The 16,473-nt window shown below is 70.3% G+C and carries 18 protein-coding genes and 1 tRNA gene; 8 read left to right on the top strand and 11 right to left on the bottom strand.

Annotation, left to right across the window (positions count from 1 at the left end; genetic code table 11):
- Nucleotides 1-9 precede the first annotated feature (9 nt).
- The 4 genes from ABZW60_RS09880 (at nucleotide 10) to ABZW60_RS09865 (ending at nucleotide 3,681) form a co-directional block, all read left to right on the top strand.
- Entirely contained in the window at nucleotides 10-1,452 is a 1,443-nt protein-coding gene (locus tag ABZW60_RS09880; protein WP_355475362.1) for an L-fucose/L-arabinose isomerase family protein, read from the top strand.
- On the top strand, nucleotides 1,449-2,873 hold the full coding sequence (locus ABZW60_RS09875) for a rhamnulokinase family protein (protein WP_355475361.1): 1,425 nt from the start codon (nucleotides 1,449-1,451) through the stop codon (nucleotides 2,871-2,873). The genes ABZW60_RS09880 and ABZW60_RS09875 overlap by 4 nt, the downstream gene beginning before the upstream one ends.
- A 5-nt stretch (nucleotides 2,874-2,878) precedes the next feature.
- Entirely contained in the window at nucleotides 2,879-3,121 is a 243-nt protein-coding gene (locus ABZW60_RS09870; RefSeq protein WP_355475360.1) for a LuxR C-terminal-related transcriptional regulator, read from the top strand.
- Nucleotides 3,122-3,189: 68 nt separating this feature from the next.
- Nucleotides 3,190-3,681, top strand: a complete 492-nt coding sequence (locus ABZW60_RS09865; protein WP_355475359.1) for a hypothetical protein — start codon at nucleotides 3,190-3,192, stop codon at nucleotides 3,679-3,681.
- A gap of 3 nt (nucleotides 3,682-3,684) precedes the next feature.
- Here the strand turns inward: ABZW60_RS09865 and ilvA are convergent, their stop codons facing one another.
- The gene (gene ilvA / locus ABZW60_RS09860; RefSeq protein WP_355475358.1) at nucleotides 3,685-4,965 is read right to left on the bottom strand and encodes a threonine ammonia-lyase IlvA; all 1,281 of its coding nucleotides are present in this window, start codon (nucleotides 4,963-4,965) and stop codon (nucleotides 3,685-3,687) included.
- 231 nt (nucleotides 4,966-5,196) lie between these two features.
- Between ilvA and ABZW60_RS09855 the strand changes: the two genes are divergently transcribed.
- The 3 genes from ABZW60_RS09855 (at nucleotide 5,197) to ABZW60_RS09845 (ending at nucleotide 7,043) form a co-directional block, all read left to right on the top strand.
- Nucleotides 5,197-6,078 carry an HIRAN domain-containing protein gene (locus ABZW60_RS09855; protein WP_355475357.1) on the top strand — a complete coding sequence of 294 codons (882 nt, stop codon included), beginning with the start codon at nucleotides 5,197-5,199 and terminating at the stop codon, nucleotides 6,076-6,078.
- Nucleotides 6,079-6,225: 147 nt separating this feature from the next.
- Entirely contained in the window at nucleotides 6,226-6,456 is a 231-nt protein-coding gene (locus tag ABZW60_RS09850) for a hypothetical protein (protein ID WP_355475356.1), read from the top strand.
- 5 nt (nucleotides 6,457-6,461) lie between these two features.
- On the top strand, nucleotides 6,462-7,043 hold the full coding sequence (locus ABZW60_RS09845; RefSeq protein ID WP_355475355.1) for a class I SAM-dependent methyltransferase: 582 nt from the start codon (nucleotides 6,462-6,464) through the stop codon (nucleotides 7,041-7,043).
- On the opposite strand, the gene ABZW60_RS09840 is transcribed toward ABZW60_RS09845, so the two are convergent.
- The 9 genes from ABZW60_RS09840 to ABZW60_RS09800 all read right to left on the bottom strand — a co-directional run bounded on the left by ABZW60_RS09840 (nucleotide 7,023) and on the right by ABZW60_RS09800 (nucleotide 13,733).
- Entirely contained in the window at nucleotides 7,023-7,418 is a 396-nt protein-coding gene (locus ABZW60_RS09840; protein ID WP_355475354.1) for a VOC family protein, read from the bottom strand. The two genes, ABZW60_RS09845 and ABZW60_RS09840, sit on opposite strands and share 21 nt — an antisense overlap.
- The gene (locus tag ABZW60_RS09835; protein ID WP_355475353.1) at nucleotides 7,411-7,932 is read right to left on the bottom strand and encodes an SRPBCC domain-containing protein; all 522 of its coding nucleotides are present in this window, start codon (nucleotides 7,930-7,932) and stop codon (nucleotides 7,411-7,413) included. The genes ABZW60_RS09840 and ABZW60_RS09835 overlap by 8 nt, the downstream gene beginning before the upstream one ends.
- Entirely contained in the window at nucleotides 7,929-8,246 is a 318-nt protein-coding gene (locus ABZW60_RS09830; RefSeq protein WP_355475352.1) for a metalloregulator ArsR/SmtB family transcription factor, read from the bottom strand. Before ABZW60_RS09830 ends, ABZW60_RS09835 begins: the two co-directional genes overlap by 4 nt.
- Nucleotides 8,247-8,289: 43 nt before the next feature.
- Nucleotides 8,290-9,249: an alpha/beta fold hydrolase gene (locus tag ABZW60_RS09825; RefSeq protein WP_355475351.1), complete on the bottom strand. Its 960-nt coding sequence runs from the start codon at nucleotides 9,247-9,249 to the stop codon at nucleotides 8,290-8,292.
- 4 nt (nucleotides 9,250-9,253) lie between these two features.
- Complete coding sequence (locus ABZW60_RS09820; protein ID WP_355475350.1) at nucleotides 9,254-9,712, bottom strand: hypothetical protein; 459 nt, start codon at nucleotides 9,710-9,712, stop codon at nucleotides 9,254-9,256.
- 34 nt (nucleotides 9,713-9,746) lie between these two features.
- On the bottom strand, nucleotides 9,747-10,712 hold the full coding sequence (locus tag ABZW60_RS09815) for a hypothetical protein (RefSeq protein ID WP_355475349.1): 966 nt from the start codon (nucleotides 10,710-10,712) through the stop codon (nucleotides 9,747-9,749).
- Between the two features lie 71 nt (nucleotides 10,713-10,783).
- On the bottom strand, nucleotides 10,784-12,367 hold the full coding sequence (locus ABZW60_RS09810; RefSeq protein WP_355475348.1) for an LCP family protein: 1,584 nt from the start codon (nucleotides 12,365-12,367) through the stop codon (nucleotides 10,784-10,786).
- Nucleotides 12,368-12,669: 302 nt separating this feature from the next.
- A tRNA-Ser gene (locus ABZW60_RS09805) sits at nucleotides 12,670-12,759 on the bottom strand.
- Between the two features lie 74 nt (nucleotides 12,760-12,833).
- Entirely contained in the window at nucleotides 12,834-13,733 is a 900-nt protein-coding gene (locus ABZW60_RS09800; protein WP_355475347.1) for an LLM class flavin-dependent oxidoreductase, read from the bottom strand.
- A 29-nt stretch (nucleotides 13,734-13,762) separates the two neighbouring features.
- Here ABZW60_RS09800 and ABZW60_RS09795 point away from each other — a divergent pair, with 29 nt between their 5' ends.
- Nucleotides 13,763-14,419, top strand: coding sequence for a phosphoribosyltransferase family protein (locus ABZW60_RS09795; RefSeq protein WP_355475346.1), 657 nt, complete (start codon nucleotides 13,763-13,765; stop codon nucleotides 14,417-14,419).
- Between the two features lie 60 nt (nucleotides 14,420-14,479).
- On the opposite strand, the gene ABZW60_RS09790 is transcribed toward ABZW60_RS09795, so the two are convergent.
- Complete coding sequence (locus tag ABZW60_RS09790) at nucleotides 14,480-16,357, bottom strand: phosphoenolpyruvate carboxykinase (GTP) (protein WP_355475345.1); 1,878 nt, start codon at nucleotides 16,355-16,357, stop codon at nucleotides 14,480-14,482.
- Nucleotides 16,358-16,473: the final 116 nt, after the last annotated feature.

The raw sequence follows: 16,473 nt of genomic DNA, 5'->3' as shown, positions 1-16,473 counted from the left end.
AGCCGTCGGATGACCGAGGTCGCCGCCCGTCAGGGCCTGCAGCGGATCACGTCCCGCCGGACCCGGATCGGTCTGGTCGCCGGCGGGCTCGGTGCGTACTGGCCGCAGTTCCCGGAGCTGCTGCCGCAATTGCAGGCGTCCGCGCGGCGGGTGTCCGAGCGGTTCGCGGCACTCGACTGCGAGGTGGTCGACGTCGGGTTCATCTCCGACGCGCAGGAGGGCGCGGCGGCGGCCGAGAAGCTGCGGGCGGCCGACTGCGACCTGATCGTCGGCTTCCTCACGACGTACATGACGGCATCGATGCTGGTCCCGGTCGCGCAACGCAGCGGTGCGCCGGTGCTGTTGCTGAACCTACAGCCGACCGAGGCGATGGATCACGCGTCGTTCGACACCGGCGCGTGGCTGGCGTACTGCGGGGCGTGCCCCCTGCCCGAGATGGCGAACGCGTTCGAGCGCTGCGGCATCGACTTCCGCTCGGTCTCGGGGTACCTCGAGGACGAGCGGGCGTGGGCGCGGATCGACCGGTGGATCCGCGCCGCCGGAGTCCGGGCGGCGCTGCGGCACGGACGGCACGGCCTGCTCGGTCACCTGTACCCGGGGATGATGGACGTCGTCACCGACCCGACCCTGGTGTCCGCGCAGCTCGGCGGACATGTCGAGATCCTGGAGATCGACGACCTGCGGGTGCGGGCGGAGCAGGTGACGGACGCGGAGACGTCGGCCCGGATGGACCTGGCGCGCGAGCTCTTCGAGCTCGACGACTCGGTCAAGCTCGAGGACTTCCGGTGGGGCGCCACGGTCTCGGTCGCCCTGGAGCGGCTGGTCGAGGACTTCGCCCTTGATTCGCTGGCCTATTACCACCGTGGACTCGACGGCGAGACGCACGAGCGGGTCGCGGCCGGGATGATCCTCGGCGCTTCGTTGCTGACGGCAAGGGGAGTGCCGGCGGCCGGCGAGTACGAACTGCGCACGTCGCTGGCGATGCTGGTGATGGACCGGCTCGGCGCGGGCGGGTCGTTCACCGAACTCCAGGCGCTGAACTTCCGCGACAACGTGGTCGAGATGGGCCACGACGGGCCTGCGCACCTGGCGATCTCGGCCCGGAAACCGTTGCTGCGCGGGCTCGGCGTGTACCACGGCAAGCGCGGGTGGGGCGTGTCGGTGGAGTTCGACGTCCAGCAGGGTCCGGTGACGCTGTGCGGGCTCGGGCAGCGCCGGGACGGCTCGTTCAACCTGATCGCTTCCGAGGGGACCGTCGTCCCGGGGCCGCTGCTGCAGATCGGGAACACGACGTCGCGGGTGGACTTCGGGTGCGATCCCGGCGAGTGGACCGACGCGTGGTCGGCGTCCGGCGTCGCGCACCACTGGGCGCTCGGCACGGGCCACCGCGCCGCCGACCTGTCCGCGGTCGCCGATCTCCTGCACCTCGACCTCACCGTGGTCGCACCGTGAAGCGCGTCGCGGCGGTGGACCTCGGCGCCTCGAGCGGGCGGGTGATGCTCGGCTCCGTCGGCCCTGAGGTGCTGGAGTTGCGCGAGCTGAACCGCTTCTGGAACGGCCCGGTGCGCGTCCGCGGGACACTGCACTGGGACATCCTGCATCTGTACCGGTCGATCCTCGAGGGACTGCACCTCGCCGGCTCGCTCGACGGGATCGGCATCGACTCGTGGGCGGTCGACTACGGTGTCCTGGACCCGGACGGCCGCCTGATCGGGAACCCGGTGCACTACCGCGACTCGCGCACCGACGGGGTGCTGGAGCGGGTCGTCGAGAGGGTGCCGGCCAACGATCTGTTCGCGGTGACGGGGCTGCAGCAGTTGCCGTTCAACACGATCTACCAGCTCGCGGCCGGAGACTTGCCGGCGTCGGCGAGCACGCTGCTGATGGTGCCCGATCTCCTCGCCTACTGGCTGACGGGAGAGGCCAGCGGCGAGCGCACCAACGCATCCACGACCCAGTTGTACGACGTCCGCGCCCGGGACTGGAGTGCCGAGCTCATCTCCCGGGTCGGCCTGCCGCGACGGATCTTCCCCGAGTTGCGGGAGCCGGGGGACGTGATCGGGACCGTGCTGCCGGACGAGACCGGGCTGGCGCCGGGGATTCCGGTGGTCGCCGTGGGATCGCATGACACGGCATCTGCTGTGGTCGCGGTGCCGGCCGCGGACGACCGGTTCGCGTACATCTCGTCCGGGACCTGGTCGCTGGTCGGGCTCGAGCTCGACGCGCCGGTGCTGACGGACGCCGCACGGCAGGCGAACTTCACCAACGAAGGCGGCGTGGACGGGCGGACCCGCTTCCTGCGCAACGTGATGGGCTTGTGGATCCTGCAGGAATGCCAGCGGGTCTGGAGCGACGACGACCTCGCCGGCCTGCTGCGGGACGCCGCCGCCGCGCCGCCGTTCGCCGTACTGATCGATCCGGACGCGCCGGAATTCCTTGCTCCGGGCAACATGCCGGCGCGGATCGAGGAGCACTGCCGGGCGACCGGCCAGGAGCCGCCACGGTCGCGCGGCGCGGTGGTCCGCTGCATCCTGGAGAGCCTCGCGCTCGCGTACCGCCGGACCCTGCGGGCCGCGCAGACGATCGCCGACCGGGACGTCGACGTCCTGCACGTGATCGGCGGCGGCTCGCAGAACGAACTGCTCTGCCAACTCACCGCCGACGCGTGCGGCGTACCCGTCCTCGCCGGACCGGTCGAGGCCTCCGCGCTCGGCAACGTCCTCGTCCAGGCCCGCGCGCTCGGCGAGCCCTTCCCGGACCTGCGCGGGATGCGCGCCCTGGTCCGGTCCACCCATTCTCTGCGGCGCTACGACCCGCAGGGCAAACCGGCCGACTGGGACGCCGCCGAGTCCCACGTATTCGGAACCAGGTGATCCGCATGACCGTCCTCTCCCAGGAACTCCGACCGCTCGCGCGCAGGGTGCCGCCGCGCGAGATCAGCCATGACGACCTGCAACTGCTCCGGCTGCTGGCCACCGGGTTGCCGGTGGACGGCGTCGCCCGGCGGCTCGAGCTGTCCGAGCGCACCGTGCGCCGGCGGACCCGGCTGATCTGCGACCGGCTCGGCTTCAGCACCGCGATCGAAGCCATCGTCTGGGCGGCGCGCCGCGGGCTGGTCTGAGTCGTCAGGCGTTAGGCGGCGACGGCTCCGGGTACCGGTGGTTCTGATCATCGAGCCTAGGAGGACCGATGGACGGAATGACCATTGTCTGGATCGTCGTCGCGATCGCCGTGCTGGTGATCGTGGTCGCGCTGGTCGCCGGAGCGATGTCGAAGTCGTCGAAGCGCCGGGCCGAGCGGGACCGGCAGGAGGCCTACGAGCACGAGCAGCAGGCCAGGACGAGCGCGCTGCACGCCGAGCGGCAGCAGGCCGCGGCCGACGAGGCCGACGCCCGGGCCCGCAAGGCGCAGGCGATCGCCGACGAGAAGGCGGCCGAGGCGCGCCGGCTGTCCGCCGGTGCGAGCGAGCGGCGCGACGCGGCCGCGGGTGCCCGCAAGGAAGCCGACGAGCACCGCGACCAGGCCCAGAACCTCTGGCCGGACGAGAACGGCACGACCGACGAGAACGGCATGACCCGTCCGGACGCGGGTGCCACCGAGCAGCAGCCGATGCAGCAGCCGAACTGGGACGACGGTACACATCCGCACGATCCGCGGCACTCGAAGCACTCCAAGCACTGACGCTCAGATCAGGTACCGGAACTCGGGGGAGTTCGGGTTGATGCGCTCGATGTCGAGTGGGGCGGCCTCCATCCGCGACAGCAGCAGCGGGAGGTCGTCCCGGGTGCTGATCTCGATCCCCACCAGCGCGACACCGGTCTCCCGGTTGTTGCGCTTCACGTACTCGAACAGCGTGATGTCGTCGTCCGGCCCGAGCGTGTCGTCGAGGAACGCCCGGAGCGCGCCGGGCTCCTGCGGGAACGTCACCAGGAAGTAGTGCTTGAGCCCCTCGTACACCAGTGACCGCTCGAGAATCTCCCCGTACCGGCTGACATCGTTGTTGCCGCCGGACAGCAGGCACACCACGGTCTCACCGGGACGGACCTCGAGACCGTTGCCCAGAGCACTTGTCGACAAAGCGCCCGCGGGCTCGGCGATCAGCCCGTCGGTCTGGTAGAGCGCGAGCATCTCCGAGCAGACGAGCCCTTCGGGCACCGACATCAGCTCGACGCCGGCCTCCCGCACCAGCGGCAGCGTCACGTCACCGACCCGGCGTACGGCGGCACCGTCGACGAAACTGTCCAGGTGCGGCAGCGTCACGGGTTTGCCGGCCGCGAGCGCCGCCGCCATACTCGCCGCGCCGCCCGGCTCCACACCGACGATGCGGACGCCGGGATGCCGCTCGGCGATCCACGTTGCAACCCCTGCAACGAGACCGCCGCCGCCGACCGGAACCACGAGGACGTCGGGAGCGTGGCCGAGCTGTTCCACCAGCTCGACGGCGACAGTTCCTTGTCCCGCAACGGTTCTCGGGTCGTCGAAGGCCGGCACCATCGTCGCGCCGGTCGCCGACGCCTCCGCGATCGCCGCGGCTGCCGCGTCGTCGTACGTGTCGCCGGTGACGATCACCTGGATCTGCTTGCCGCCGAGCGCCGCGATCCGGTCCCGCTTCTGCCGCGGTGTCGTGCGCGGCACGTACACCTTGCCGTGCACGCCGAGGATGTGGCACGAATACGCCAGCCCCTGACCATGATTGCCTGCGCTCGCGCACACCACGCCGGCTGCCTTGGCGGTGTCGTCGAGCTGCGCGATCAGGTTGTACGCACCGCGAAGCTTGTAGGAACGCCCGATCTGCAGGTCCTCCCGCTTCAGCCAGACCTGCGCGCCGGTGCGCTCGGACAGGCGCAGGTTGCGCTGCAACGGTGTACGGACGGCGACGCCGTCCAAGCGCTTGATGGCGGTCTCGATCGCTTCGGCGTCAACAGTCGATACTGTCGATCGAGCCACTGAACCACTGCCCTGCATGGTGTTCCTTCCCGTGCATTTGCACGATCTTCGCCGATTCGCTCGCTGCACAAGACGATTCGCGTCCACAGTCCGGACCGACGGATACCTATCGCGTATCAGACTCTTGCACCAGGCGTGAAACGGCTCTTCACTGGGCATCTTAGTTTTCATACGCTCACTCGGTGTAACGACCAGGCCCCTGGAACAGATGAGCCGGGTAGAAGCCGGTCAGTGAGGACTGGAGGGCACATGGAACTGATTCCGTTCAGTCTGTGGGGCGACGCTTTGTGGTGCGGTCAGGAAGTCGTGCGGGAAGCCCCGCACGAGCAGGCGATCCGTAGCCTGTTCCCGGACCCCATCCCGGCGCGCGGCGCAGATCTGGACACCGAGGCGGACCTCGTCCCGGAACCGCACAACCGTTTCGACCCGCGGTCGATCGCCGTCCGGGTGCAGGGCAAGGTTGTCGGCTATCTGCCGAGGGACGACGCGCACCGGTACCACCCGGTGCTGTCAGAACTGGTGGCGCAAGGCCTGCAACCGCAGGTGCCGTGCCACCTGTGGGTCAGCGAGTGGACGGCGGCGAACTGGGAGGCAGCGGACGCCGGTGGCGCCGGTGCGCAGGGCACCGAGTTCCACGCCAGCGTCGCGGTCGCTCTCGGGCAGCCGCACATGCTCGTGCCGGTGAACCTGCCCCCGCCAGGCAGCTTTCACCTGCTACCGCCCGGCAGCGGCATCGTGGTGCCGGGCAGCGAGGTGCATCCGGACGTGCTGGCGCCGTTCTTCCGCGCGGAAGGCGAGTGCTGGGCGTACGCCACCATGCACGCGATCGAGGAGGAGGACAACATCCAGGACCGGCACCGGATCGTGGTCGAGATCCGGCTGGACGACGAACCGGTCGGCCGGCTCAGCGCGCGGCTCAGCGCCGAGTTCCTGCCTGCCATCCACTACCTCACCGACATGCGTGCCGAGACTGCCGCCCGGGTCACCGTCCGCGGAGACCGGACCGCATCGGAGGTGATCCTCTACGCGGCGCGGAGTCATGACCTCCCGGCCACCTGGCCGGACGGCCTGGCCCGCTCCCCAGTCGCGTCCCCGCAATGGCACTACTGGGCAACGAAAGAGGCCAACTAGGCGGCTGCGCAGTACTGACCATGCCTCACCAGGCCGGTACTGCGGAGCTACTTCTCACGACGCCGGGCAGCTCCCGCGAGGGGCTGCCCGGCGCCGTTGCCGATGGCATCAGGCGTCGGTGGACGGCGGGTGACGTACCTTGGGCGTATGGCGAACGCACCTGTCTGCCCGGTCTGCGGGCAACGAGGAGTGCCGATTCTCTACGGGCTGCCGACCCCGGTGGCGCGGGAGGCCGCGGCAGCCGGCAAGGTGCGGCTGTTCGGGTGTGTGATCCCGCCGGAGCCGGACAACTGGACGTGCCCGCGGGACCACACCTGGCAGGCCGACGACGACCAGGTGCTGACGGCCGCGATCGACGCCGCGCTCGGCCGGAAGTGAGCCGGATGCGGCAGCCGTGGAACCACAACATTCACTACCACCCGCAGATCCTCCAGGCCGTTCCGTCCGGCGCCGAACGCGCGCTGGACATCGGATGCGGCGAGGGCATGCTGGCCCGGAAACTGCGCGGCGTCGTACCGCACGTCACCGGCATCGACCTGCACACGCCCAGCCTCGAGTTGGCGCGTAACCACGGGGACGACATCGAGTACGTCCACGGAGACTTCCTGGAGCACCCGCTCGAGCCGGCGTCGTACGACGTGATCGGCTCCGTCGCCACCATCCACCACGTCGACGCCCGCACCGGCCTCCTCCGCATGCGCGACCTGCTCCGCCCCGGCGGCGCGCTGGTCGTCGTCGGCGTGGCCCGTTCCAGCCTGCCGCGCGACCTGCCCCGCGAACTGGCCGGAGTCGCCACTCACTGGGCGCACCGCGCGGTCAAGGGCCATTGGGAACACCCGTCCCCGACGGTCTGGCCCCCACCGGTCACCTTCCCGGAGATGCAGTCCCTGGCCGCCGAACTCCTACCAGGAGCAGCCTTCCGCCGCCACCTTCTCTTCCGCTACTCAATCACCTGGAGAAAGTGACGTGGCCAGTGCGGCGTCGGTGTCCCACAGGGACAGGCAGAACGGGTGGCCGGCGGGGTCGGTGTAGACGTAGCAGTGGTCGGAGTTCGGTTGGTAGTCGTGGAGTTTGGCGCCGGCGGCGATGACCCGGGCGCCGGTGGTGTCGAGGTCGTCGACGAGGAAGTCGAGGTGGATGCGCATGTCGCTGCCGGGCCACTGGGGTGGCTCGAAGTCGTCGACCTGCTGGAAGGCGAGGGATCCGTTCGGGCCCGTGACGGCGGCCCAATGCGCCGTACCGGTGACGACTCCGCCGGTGATCTCGGCGTAGAACCGGGCGAGGACCAGCGCGTCGGGGGCGTTCAGCGTGGTCCCCTCGAGCTTGATGGTGTCAGACATCGGTCCCCCGGTACGCCGGGGTGAGCTCGGTCCAGCGGGCGTGCCACTCGGGCGCCGGCTTCTGCTCCGACCAGCCGTCGGCGTGTGCCGGACCGTCGAGCGCGAGCGAACGGCCGAGGTCCTCCAGATGGACCTGCCAGCCGGCGCCGTGGAAGTGCATCGAACCGATGGGCAGGCCGCGCTCCTCCACCACCAGCTTCGTCCGGGCACCGGCCGGGGTGAGCCAGGCCTCGAGCTGACCCTCGTCAGCCGTGCCCGGCTCGGTCGTGAGCAGCAGATGGCGCGGTGCCTCGCAGACGTCGATCCGGATCGGGCCGGTCCACGTGCTGGTGAAGACGGCCTGAACAGTCCCGCCCTCGTGCAGTGAGCCCGACACCCGGGCGATCCAGCGCACGAGTCGCTCCGGCGTCGTACACGCCGCCCACAGGTCGTCGATATCGGTGTCGTAGACGTCCTCGACGCGCACGGCGCCGCGGGTTTCGTCCAAGGCCCGCATCGTCCCGGTCTTGTTCACTGCGACGCCTTCTTTCCTCGAGCGATCTCGGTGTGCAGTGCGTCGAGCCGGTTCCGCCACAGCGCCCGGTATCCCTCCAGCCACTCGTCGACCTCGACGAGCGCCTCCGGGCGCAGGCTGTAGATCCGCCGCTGCGCCTCCTGGCGCACGTCGACCAGCCCGGCCTCCCGCAGCACCCGCAGGTGCCGGGACACGCCGGGCCGGGCGATCGGCAGCGCGTCGGCCAGCTCACCGGCCGTCGCCGGATGATCCCGCAGGATCTCCAGCACCGTGCGCCGGCTCTGGTCCGCCAACGCCTGCAGCACCATGTCCATACCGAGAATGTACCCAAGTAGTTACGTAACCACAAGGGTACATTCAGAGTTTGGCGCCGATCAGCTGGAAGATGTCGTCGTGCGCGCCGGGCAGGTCGTCGTGCCCGAAGTCCGGGTAGGTGCGGACCTCCTTCGGCGCGGTGATCTTGTTGTACGCCGCGAATTGCGTCGACGGCGGGCAGATCTGGTCCTCCAGGCCGGTGAAGAGTGTGACCTCGGCCCGGATCCGCGGCGCCAGGTGCTGGACGTCGATGTAGCCGAGCGTGGTGAAGACCTCCTCCTGGCGGAGATGCCGCGGGTCGCGTTTGCGGAACCAGGTGACGATCTCGTCGTACGGCGCGGTCTCCAGGTTCAGGTCCCACGTGCGCTGGTAGTCGGACAGGAACGGATACACGCTCGCCGTGTACTTGATCGTCGGCGTCAGCGCCGCCGCCACCAGCGACAGCCCGCCGCCCTGGCTCCACCCGGTCGTCGCGATCCGGGCCGCGTCGACCTCCGGCAGCCCGCCGATGATGTCGGCCAGCCGCCGCGTGTCCAGGAAGACGTGCTTGTACAGCAAGCCGTCCGGCCCGGCGTCCAGCCCGTGCACCAGGTGATGCTGCAACGAGAAGGCATTCGCTTCCTGGGACGACGTACGGAACCCCACCTGCTCGCGGACGTCCAGCGCGGCCACGGTGAACCCGCGCGCGGCGTACGGCAGCAGCTCGACCCATTTCGGCTGCTCACCGCCGTACCCGTGGAACAGCAGCACGGCCGGGCCGGTCGGCTCGGCGGGGCGCAGCACCTTCGCGTGCACGCGGTAGCCGCCGGTCCCGGTGAAGTACAGATGCTGCGCCGTCGCGGTCGTCAGCGGGAAGTCGGCGGCGTCGACGAACTCGGCGTCGGCCGGGACCTCGTCCAGTGAGAGCAGTGCCTTGTCCCAGAAAGCGTCGAAGTCCGCGGGCCGCGGGTTCGTGCCCTGGTAGGTCAGGAGTTCGTCGTACGACAGGTCGAAGGAAAGCACCGGATCATTCTGCGTCGCCGGCGTCCCCGGGGGCAGTCCCGTCCCAGATCGTGTACCCGTGCGCGGCGTTCAGCTTGTCGCGCAGCGCGATCTCCAGCTCCTCGGCCCGCCCGGGCGCCAGCCACGAGACCGGCAGCAGGACCGGGTGGTCCGGGTTCTTCGTGCGCAACACGATCGCCTCGCCGTGCGTGGTCTCGACCCGGCCGACCTCGGTGATGTCGGTCCAGGCGGTGCGCAGGCCGCGGACCTCGATCTCGCGGTCGCGGAGCCGGGCGACCAGCGGCGGCCGGGCCAGGATCCACAGGCCGGCGATCGCGATCAGGCCGCCGAGGGTGACGAACACCGAGACCGCGACGCCCGGCAGGCCCAGCGCCCAGAGCACCGCGGCCACCCCGAGAATGATCAGCCCGGCGGCCAGGATCCCGAGGAACCGCCCCGCCCGCATCCGGTACGTCGTCCGCATCGCCACAGGATCTCATCCGCCCGGTGTGACCGGATCAGAAGGCTTCCGTCTCGGACTCCGTGGTGTTGCCGGCCACCGATTTCAGCGTCAGCGACCAGGTGAACGACCCGTCCAGGAACCGGTCGAGCTTCGCGTACGAGCAGTTCTCGGTGAACCGGTTGTTCTTCGCGTCCCAGTTCGAGCCGGACTTGTAGTAGACCCAGTAGTCGCCGCGGATCCCGGTCAGCGTCGCGGACTTGTTCGCCCGGACGTACATCGACGCGATCGGCTTGCGCGGGTTGCTCGCCGTCACCACGACCACGATGTCCGAGCCGGCGTTGGTGACCCGCAGCGAGCCCGATCCGCGCGAGCCGGACCGCTGGAACACGTCGCCGTTCTCGCCCCGGCCGCCGAACACCGCCGGCTGCGGCAGCTTCGCCGGCACCGACAGCGCGCCGAACTTCACGCCCTTGCCGATCGACTTCTGCACGCTCTGCGCGAGCTCGGCGTACGCGAACCGGACGCCGCTCTTCGCTTCGTACAGCCGGACGTCCAGCGCCTTCGGCAGCCCGCAGCCGGTCTTGGTCTCCCCGGCCTTGCTCAGCTCGGTGCTCACGTTCCCGGCGTAGGCGTCGAACGCATCGAGTACGGCGGGATGCGCGGACACCAGCCCGCGCGGCGGCGTGATCTTCGCGAGCTCGGTGCGCTCCAGCACGACCGCGGCGGCGAGCTGACCGCGCGCGGCGTCGAAGGCGGCGATCGTCCGCGCGTTCATCAGCCGCGCGACCGACGGCTTGAGGACCTTCTCGACGTTGGTCAGCGCGCGCTGGTACATCGGAACCGACAGCGCGACCGGACTCGGTTTCGGGGTCGGCTTGGGCGCTGCCGACGAGGGGGGTGGCGCTTTGCTGCTGGTCGTCGTACCCGTCGTCGAGGGTGCGTCGGCACTGTCCGCCTTGCTGCTGCAGCCCGCGCAGGCCAGGACCGTGACTCCGACCGCAACCGCCAAAGAACGCCTCACAGTCACCCCCAGGTGTGACCATTTTTCACTTTGGCCCGATTGTTCCCTGGGAGGGGTTCACCCGGCGCGGGTCAGTTACCGGTCTGGCTCGGGTTGTAGGCGCAGGCGTCGTTCAGGTTCTGCGCCTCGCCCGGGGTGGCCGTCGCCTTCGGCGGCGTGGTCGGCCGCTTCGTGGTCGTGCTGCTGGTCGGCTTCTTGGTCGGCTTCACGCTCGGGGTCGAGGCGACCGGGTTCGTCTTCGGGGCGATCGCCTTCTGGATGATCTCCTGCATCGCCGTGTAGTCCGGGTTCTTGCCGGTCGGGAAGTTCTTGTTCTTGTCCAGGTCGATGTTGGTGACCTTGGCGTTCTTCACCTTCAGCGCGAGCTGGATGAACGCCGCCAGGATGTCCTGCGGGATGTCGGTGCGCAGCAGCTGCTTCCCGGCCTTCGCGATCTGCTGGTACGACGTCACCAGGGTCTGCGGGTTCGCGCTGCTCACCAGCGCGTGGATCGTGCAGCGCTGGCGCTCCTGGCGCGACGGGTCGCTGAGGCCGTAGCGGCCGCGCGCGAACCACAGCGCGTGGTAGCCGTCGAGCTTCTGGTTCGGGCCCGGCTCGATGTACCCGCTGGGCTTCTTCTCGCTGTTCGACCCGGGGCCGGCGCCGTAGTCGCCGCCGATCGGCACCCGGTAGTTCACGTTCACCGTGATGCCGCCGAGCGCGTCGATGATCTGCCGGAAGCCGGCCAGGTTGACCTGCATGTAGTAGTCGATGTCCAGGCCGAGCGCGGCGCTCGCGGCCAGCTTGACCACGTCCGCGCCCTCGTTGTCGGTCTGGCCGAGGATCCCCGGGTGCGCCTTCGGGACGTTCTCGTACATGGCGTCCAGGTAGTACTCCGGCTGCTCGACGTTGCCGAGGTTCGGGTCCCAGAAGCCGTCCGGGTACACCTTGTGCAGCGGCGAGTCCTCCGGGAACGGCATCCGCATCCAGTTCCGGCTGAGCGAGATCAGCGCGGTGTCACCGGTCTTGGTGTCGATGCTGGCCACGATCACCGTGTCGGTCCGGACGCCGGTCCGGCCGACGCCGTCGTCGGCGCCGAGCAGCAGCAGGTTCAGCCGCGGGATCTTCGCCCACGGGTCGCTCTTGTTCACCTTCGGCCGGGTCGCGCTCTTCGAGTTGCCCTCGGACTGGAACACGCTGCCGACCAGGTCGCGCTGCGCCATCACGGTCTGCGCCGCGACCGTCGTCGGGACCGCGATCGCGAAACAGAGCAGCCCGACGAACATCGAGCCGGCCAGCCGGCCGGTGTAGGTCATGCTGACCGGGCGGAGCAGCTTGTGCGACGCCACCACGGTCCAGATCCAGCCGACGCCGAGCAGCACGACCGCGCCGGTCGCGATCAGCAGCTGGCGCGGGGAGACGAGCAGGGCCAGCACCGAGTCGCGGTGCGTGAGGCCGACGTACGCGGCGATCAGCAGCAGGCCGATGCTGAGCGTCAGGACGAAGGCGCCGAGCTTCTTCCGGCCGCCCATCAGCAGTCCCGTGCCGGGGACCAGGGCGCTGAGCAGGGTCAGGCCGATCGCCTTCGACGCCGTGCGGGCGCGGTGCGAACGGGCCCGGGACCGGCTGGCTCGAGGCGCTGCCCTCCGACCGGCTGCGCGAGTGCTCCGCGACATGGCTCCGTTTCCTGATCGACGACGTGACGACCTTTACGTCGGCCGCGCGCAGCGGCCCACGGTACATCAGACGCCCACGTCGACCAGTTGGTTGACGTGATGCTGGCGACCCCCGTCGATGCTCGCCAGCGTACACATCGCCGGGGCGACACACCGAAGGTCCCACCCCAGACACGGACAGTCGCCGCGGCGGGCGGGGGTCCGGGGGCGAAGCCCGCCGGGCGGGGGCCGGGGGTTGCACCCCCGGAAGACATGGCTGGAGCTCCTTGTCTGCGCTTTCTGCAGACAAGGAGCTCCCAGAGCGGAGGCGGCGGGATTTGAACCCGCGAGAGGGGATTACCCTCAACCCGCTTAGCAGGCGGGCGCCATCGACCGGACTAGGCGACGCCTCCTCCGACGATCCCCACGCGGGGGACACGACGACGGCCAAGACTATCCGGTCGACCCTCCCGGCGGCAAAAGCGGGTCAGTCGGCGAGCGACCGCTTGGCCTCGGCGACCAGTTCCACCGTCCGCGGCGTCATCGGTTCAGGCGAGACGATCAGGTGCTCGACGCCCAGCTTCCGGTACGCCGCGACCGCCTCGGGCAGCTCCTGGACGGCGATCGCCCGCGGGCTCGGATCCGGCACGGACTGATCCGGATCGCGGACGATGATGCCGGCCGTCGCGGTCACCGACCCCGCCGGCTTGCCGGCCGTCTGGACCGCCTGGCGGAGCGTCTCCAGGCGTTCCTCGACCTGCAGGTCCGGGGCGCCGTACCAGGCGGTGTTCCACGCGTCGGCCCACTGCGCGACCAGCCGCATCATCCGCGGGCGGTGGCCGGCGACCAGGATCGGGATCCGGTGCGGCGGCGCCGGGTCGAGGTTCGCGTCACGCACGGAGTAGTACGTGCCGTCGTAGGTGACCGTCTCGCCGCGGATCAGCCGCGCGACGATCTCCAGCCACTCGGCGAACCGCCCGACCCGGTGGTCGGTCGGCAGCCCGAACGCCTCGTATTCCGGGTCGTGCCAGCCGGCACCGGCGCCGAGGGTCAGGCGACCGCCGGAGACCTCGTCCAGCGTCACAGCCATCTTCGCGGTCAGGCCGGGATCGCGGAACGATGCGCAGAGCACCATGTTCCCGAGCTCGACCCGCTCGGTGACCGCGGCGACCGCGCTCAGCAGGGTCCAACTGTCGTGCATCCCGAAGACTTGTCCCTCGGGGTCGCGGTAGAGGAAGTGGTCGGCCAGCCAGACCGAGTCCAGCCCGCTCCGGTCGGCCGCCTCCGCGACGGCCCGCACGTCCTTCCATCCGGCCGTCCCGCCGTCCGGCCCGTCCCCGGCGCCGAGTGGAAGCATCACACCGATCTTCGTGTCCACGGTTCGCATGCGGTCAACGTACGTGGATCATGGGCGCTATGAGGAGGCCGTACCCGGATCGGGAGGCCGCGGGGCGTGTGCTGGCCGACGAGCTCGGATCGGTCGGTGGCTCCGTTCTGGTTCTCGGGCTGGCGCGCGGCGGCGTACCCGTCGCGGCCCCGGTCGCGGACGCGCTGGACGCCGAGCTCGACGTCCTGACCGTGCGCAAGCTCGGCCTGCCGGGGCAACCGGAGCTCGCGATGGGCGCGATCGCCGGTGTCGGCGAGGACCTGCACGTGGTCCGCAACGAGCCGATCGCGGCGGAGGTCGCGCCGGAGACGCTGGAAGCGGTGCGCCAGGAGGAGGTCGTGGAGCTGCGCCGCCGCGAGCACGCGTACCGCGGCGACCGCCCGCCGATCGACGTCCGGGACCGCGTCGTGATCCTGATCGACGACGGCCTCGCGACCGGTGCGACCATGCGCGCGGCGGTGGAAGCCGTCCGCCGCCAGGGGCCGGCGCACGTCGTCGTCGCGGTCCCCGTGGGCGGGATCGACAGTTGCCGACGGCTCTCGCAGGTGGCCGACCAGGTGGTGTGCGCGTGGATCCCGCAGTACTTCACCGCGGTCGGCCAGGCGTACCGGGACTTCTCGCCGGTCAGCGACGACGAGGTCCGCCGGGTGCTCGCGGAAAGCACGGCGCGGCGCCCCGGAGGATGATCCAGGGCGCCGCACCGTGGTGGCCCGGCCGCCGGCTTCCGACTCGGCGGCCGGTGCTCGTCAGCCCAGCCGGGCCTTCAGGTGGTCGAGCTCGACCTTCAGCGACGTCGGGACGGTGTCGCCGAGCTTCGCGAACCACTCCTCGATCAGCGGGATCTCGGCCTTCCACTCCTCGGCGTCGACGTCCAGCGCGATCTGCAGGTCGTGCTCGGTCAGGTCCAGCCCGCTGACGTCGAGCGCGCCCGGCGACGGCACCCGGCCGATCGGCGTCTCGACCGCGTCCGCCTGGCCCTCGATCCGCTCGATGACCCACTTCAGCACGCGGCTGTTCTCGCCGAAGCCCGGCCAGACGAACTTGCCCGCCTCGTCCTTGCGGAACCAGTTCACGTAGAAGATCTTCGGCAGCTGCGCCGCGTCGTGCTGCTTGCCGACGGTCAGCCAGTGGTCGAAGTACTGCCCCGCGTCGTAGCCGAGGAACGGCAGCATCGCCATCGGGTCGCGCCGCACGACGCCGACCTGGCCGACCGCCGCCGCGGTGGTCTCCGACGACAGCGTCGCGCCCATGAAGACACCGTGCGCCCAGTCGCGCGACTCGGTCACCAGCGGGACCGTCGTGGCGCGGCGGCCGCCGAAGATGATCGCGGAGATCGGCACGCCGTTCGGGTCGTCGTACTCGTCGGCGATGATCGGGCACTGCTTGATCGGCGTGCAGAACCGGCTGTTCGGGTGGCTGGACAGCTCGCCCGAGGCCGGCGTCCACTCGCGGCCCTTCCAGTCGGTCAGGTGGTCCGGCGGGGTCGGCGAGTAGCCCTCCCACCAGACGTCGCCGTCGTCGGTGAGCGCGACGTTGGTGAAGACCGAGTTGCCCTTCTCGATGGTGCGCATCGCGTTCGGGTTGGTCTTCCAGCCGGTGCCGGGGGCAACGCCGAACAGGCCGAACTCCGGGTTCACCGCGTACAGCCGGCCGTCCTTGCCGAAGCGCATCCAGGCGATGTCGTCGCCGAGCGTCTCGACCTCCCAGCCGTCCAGGGTCGGGTCGAGCATCGCCAGGTTCGTCTTGCCGCAGGCGCTCGGGAACGCGGCCGCGACGTAGTGCACCTTCTTCTCCGGCGAGATCAGCTTCAGGATCAGCATGTGCTCGGCGAGCCAGCCCTCGTCGCGGGCCATCGCGCTCGCGATCCGCAGGGAGTAGCACTTCTTGCCCAGCAGCGAGTTGCCGCCGTACCCGGATCCGTACGACCAGATCGCCCGCTCCTCGGGGAACTGGACGATGTACTTCTCGTCGTTGCACGGCCACGCGACGTCGGCCTGGCCTGGCTGGAGCGGGGCGCCGACCGAGTGCAGGCAGGGGACGTACGAGGCGTCGGCGCCCAGCTTCGCGAGCACCTCGGCGCCGGTGCGGCACATGATCCGCATCGAGGCCACGACGTACGCCGAGTCGGTGATCTCGACGCCGAACATCGGCTTCTCGGCGGTCAGCGGGCCCATGCAGAACGGCACCACGTACATCGTCCGGCCGCGCATGCTGCCGCGGTACAGCTCGGTCATCAGCGCCTTCATCTGCGCCGGGTCCATCCAGTTGTTGGTCGGACCCGCGTCCTTCTCCTCGACCGAGCAGATGAACGTCCGCTGCTCGACCCGGGCGACGTCCGACGGGTCGGTGCGGACCCAGAACGAGTTCGGCTTCTTCTCGTCGTTCAGGCGGACCATGGTGCCGGCCGCGATCAGCTCGTCGGTGAGCCGCGCATACTCCGCGTCCGCCCCGTCGACCCAGTGGATCCGGTCCGGCTGCGTGAGTTCGGCGACCTCCGCGACCCAGGCCAGCAGGCCGGCGTGCGTCGTCGGGGCGTCACTCAGGTCGTAGGCCGCGGCGTTGAGGGGCTCCGTGTCGGCGGGGGCGTCGGCTTCGGTATGGGTCGGGCTGGCGGTGGTCGTCATCGGCGGCTCATTCCCTCTCGGCTGTCGGACCCGGCGACCGCCCGGCCCCTCGACGCTGAGGGGGGTACGGCACCGGCCGCCGGGGTCTCCGGCGGTTCGATCCAGCTGGCTGGCGG

It is taken from the genome of Kribbella sp. NPDC003557 (assembly GCF_040610805.1).
Taxonomy (GTDB): domain Bacteria; phylum Actinomycetota; class Actinomycetes; order Propionibacteriales; family Kribbellaceae; genus Kribbella.
The sequence above is the reverse complement of the archived record's forward strand: the minus strand, read 5'-3'. Positions and strand labels throughout refer to the sequence as shown.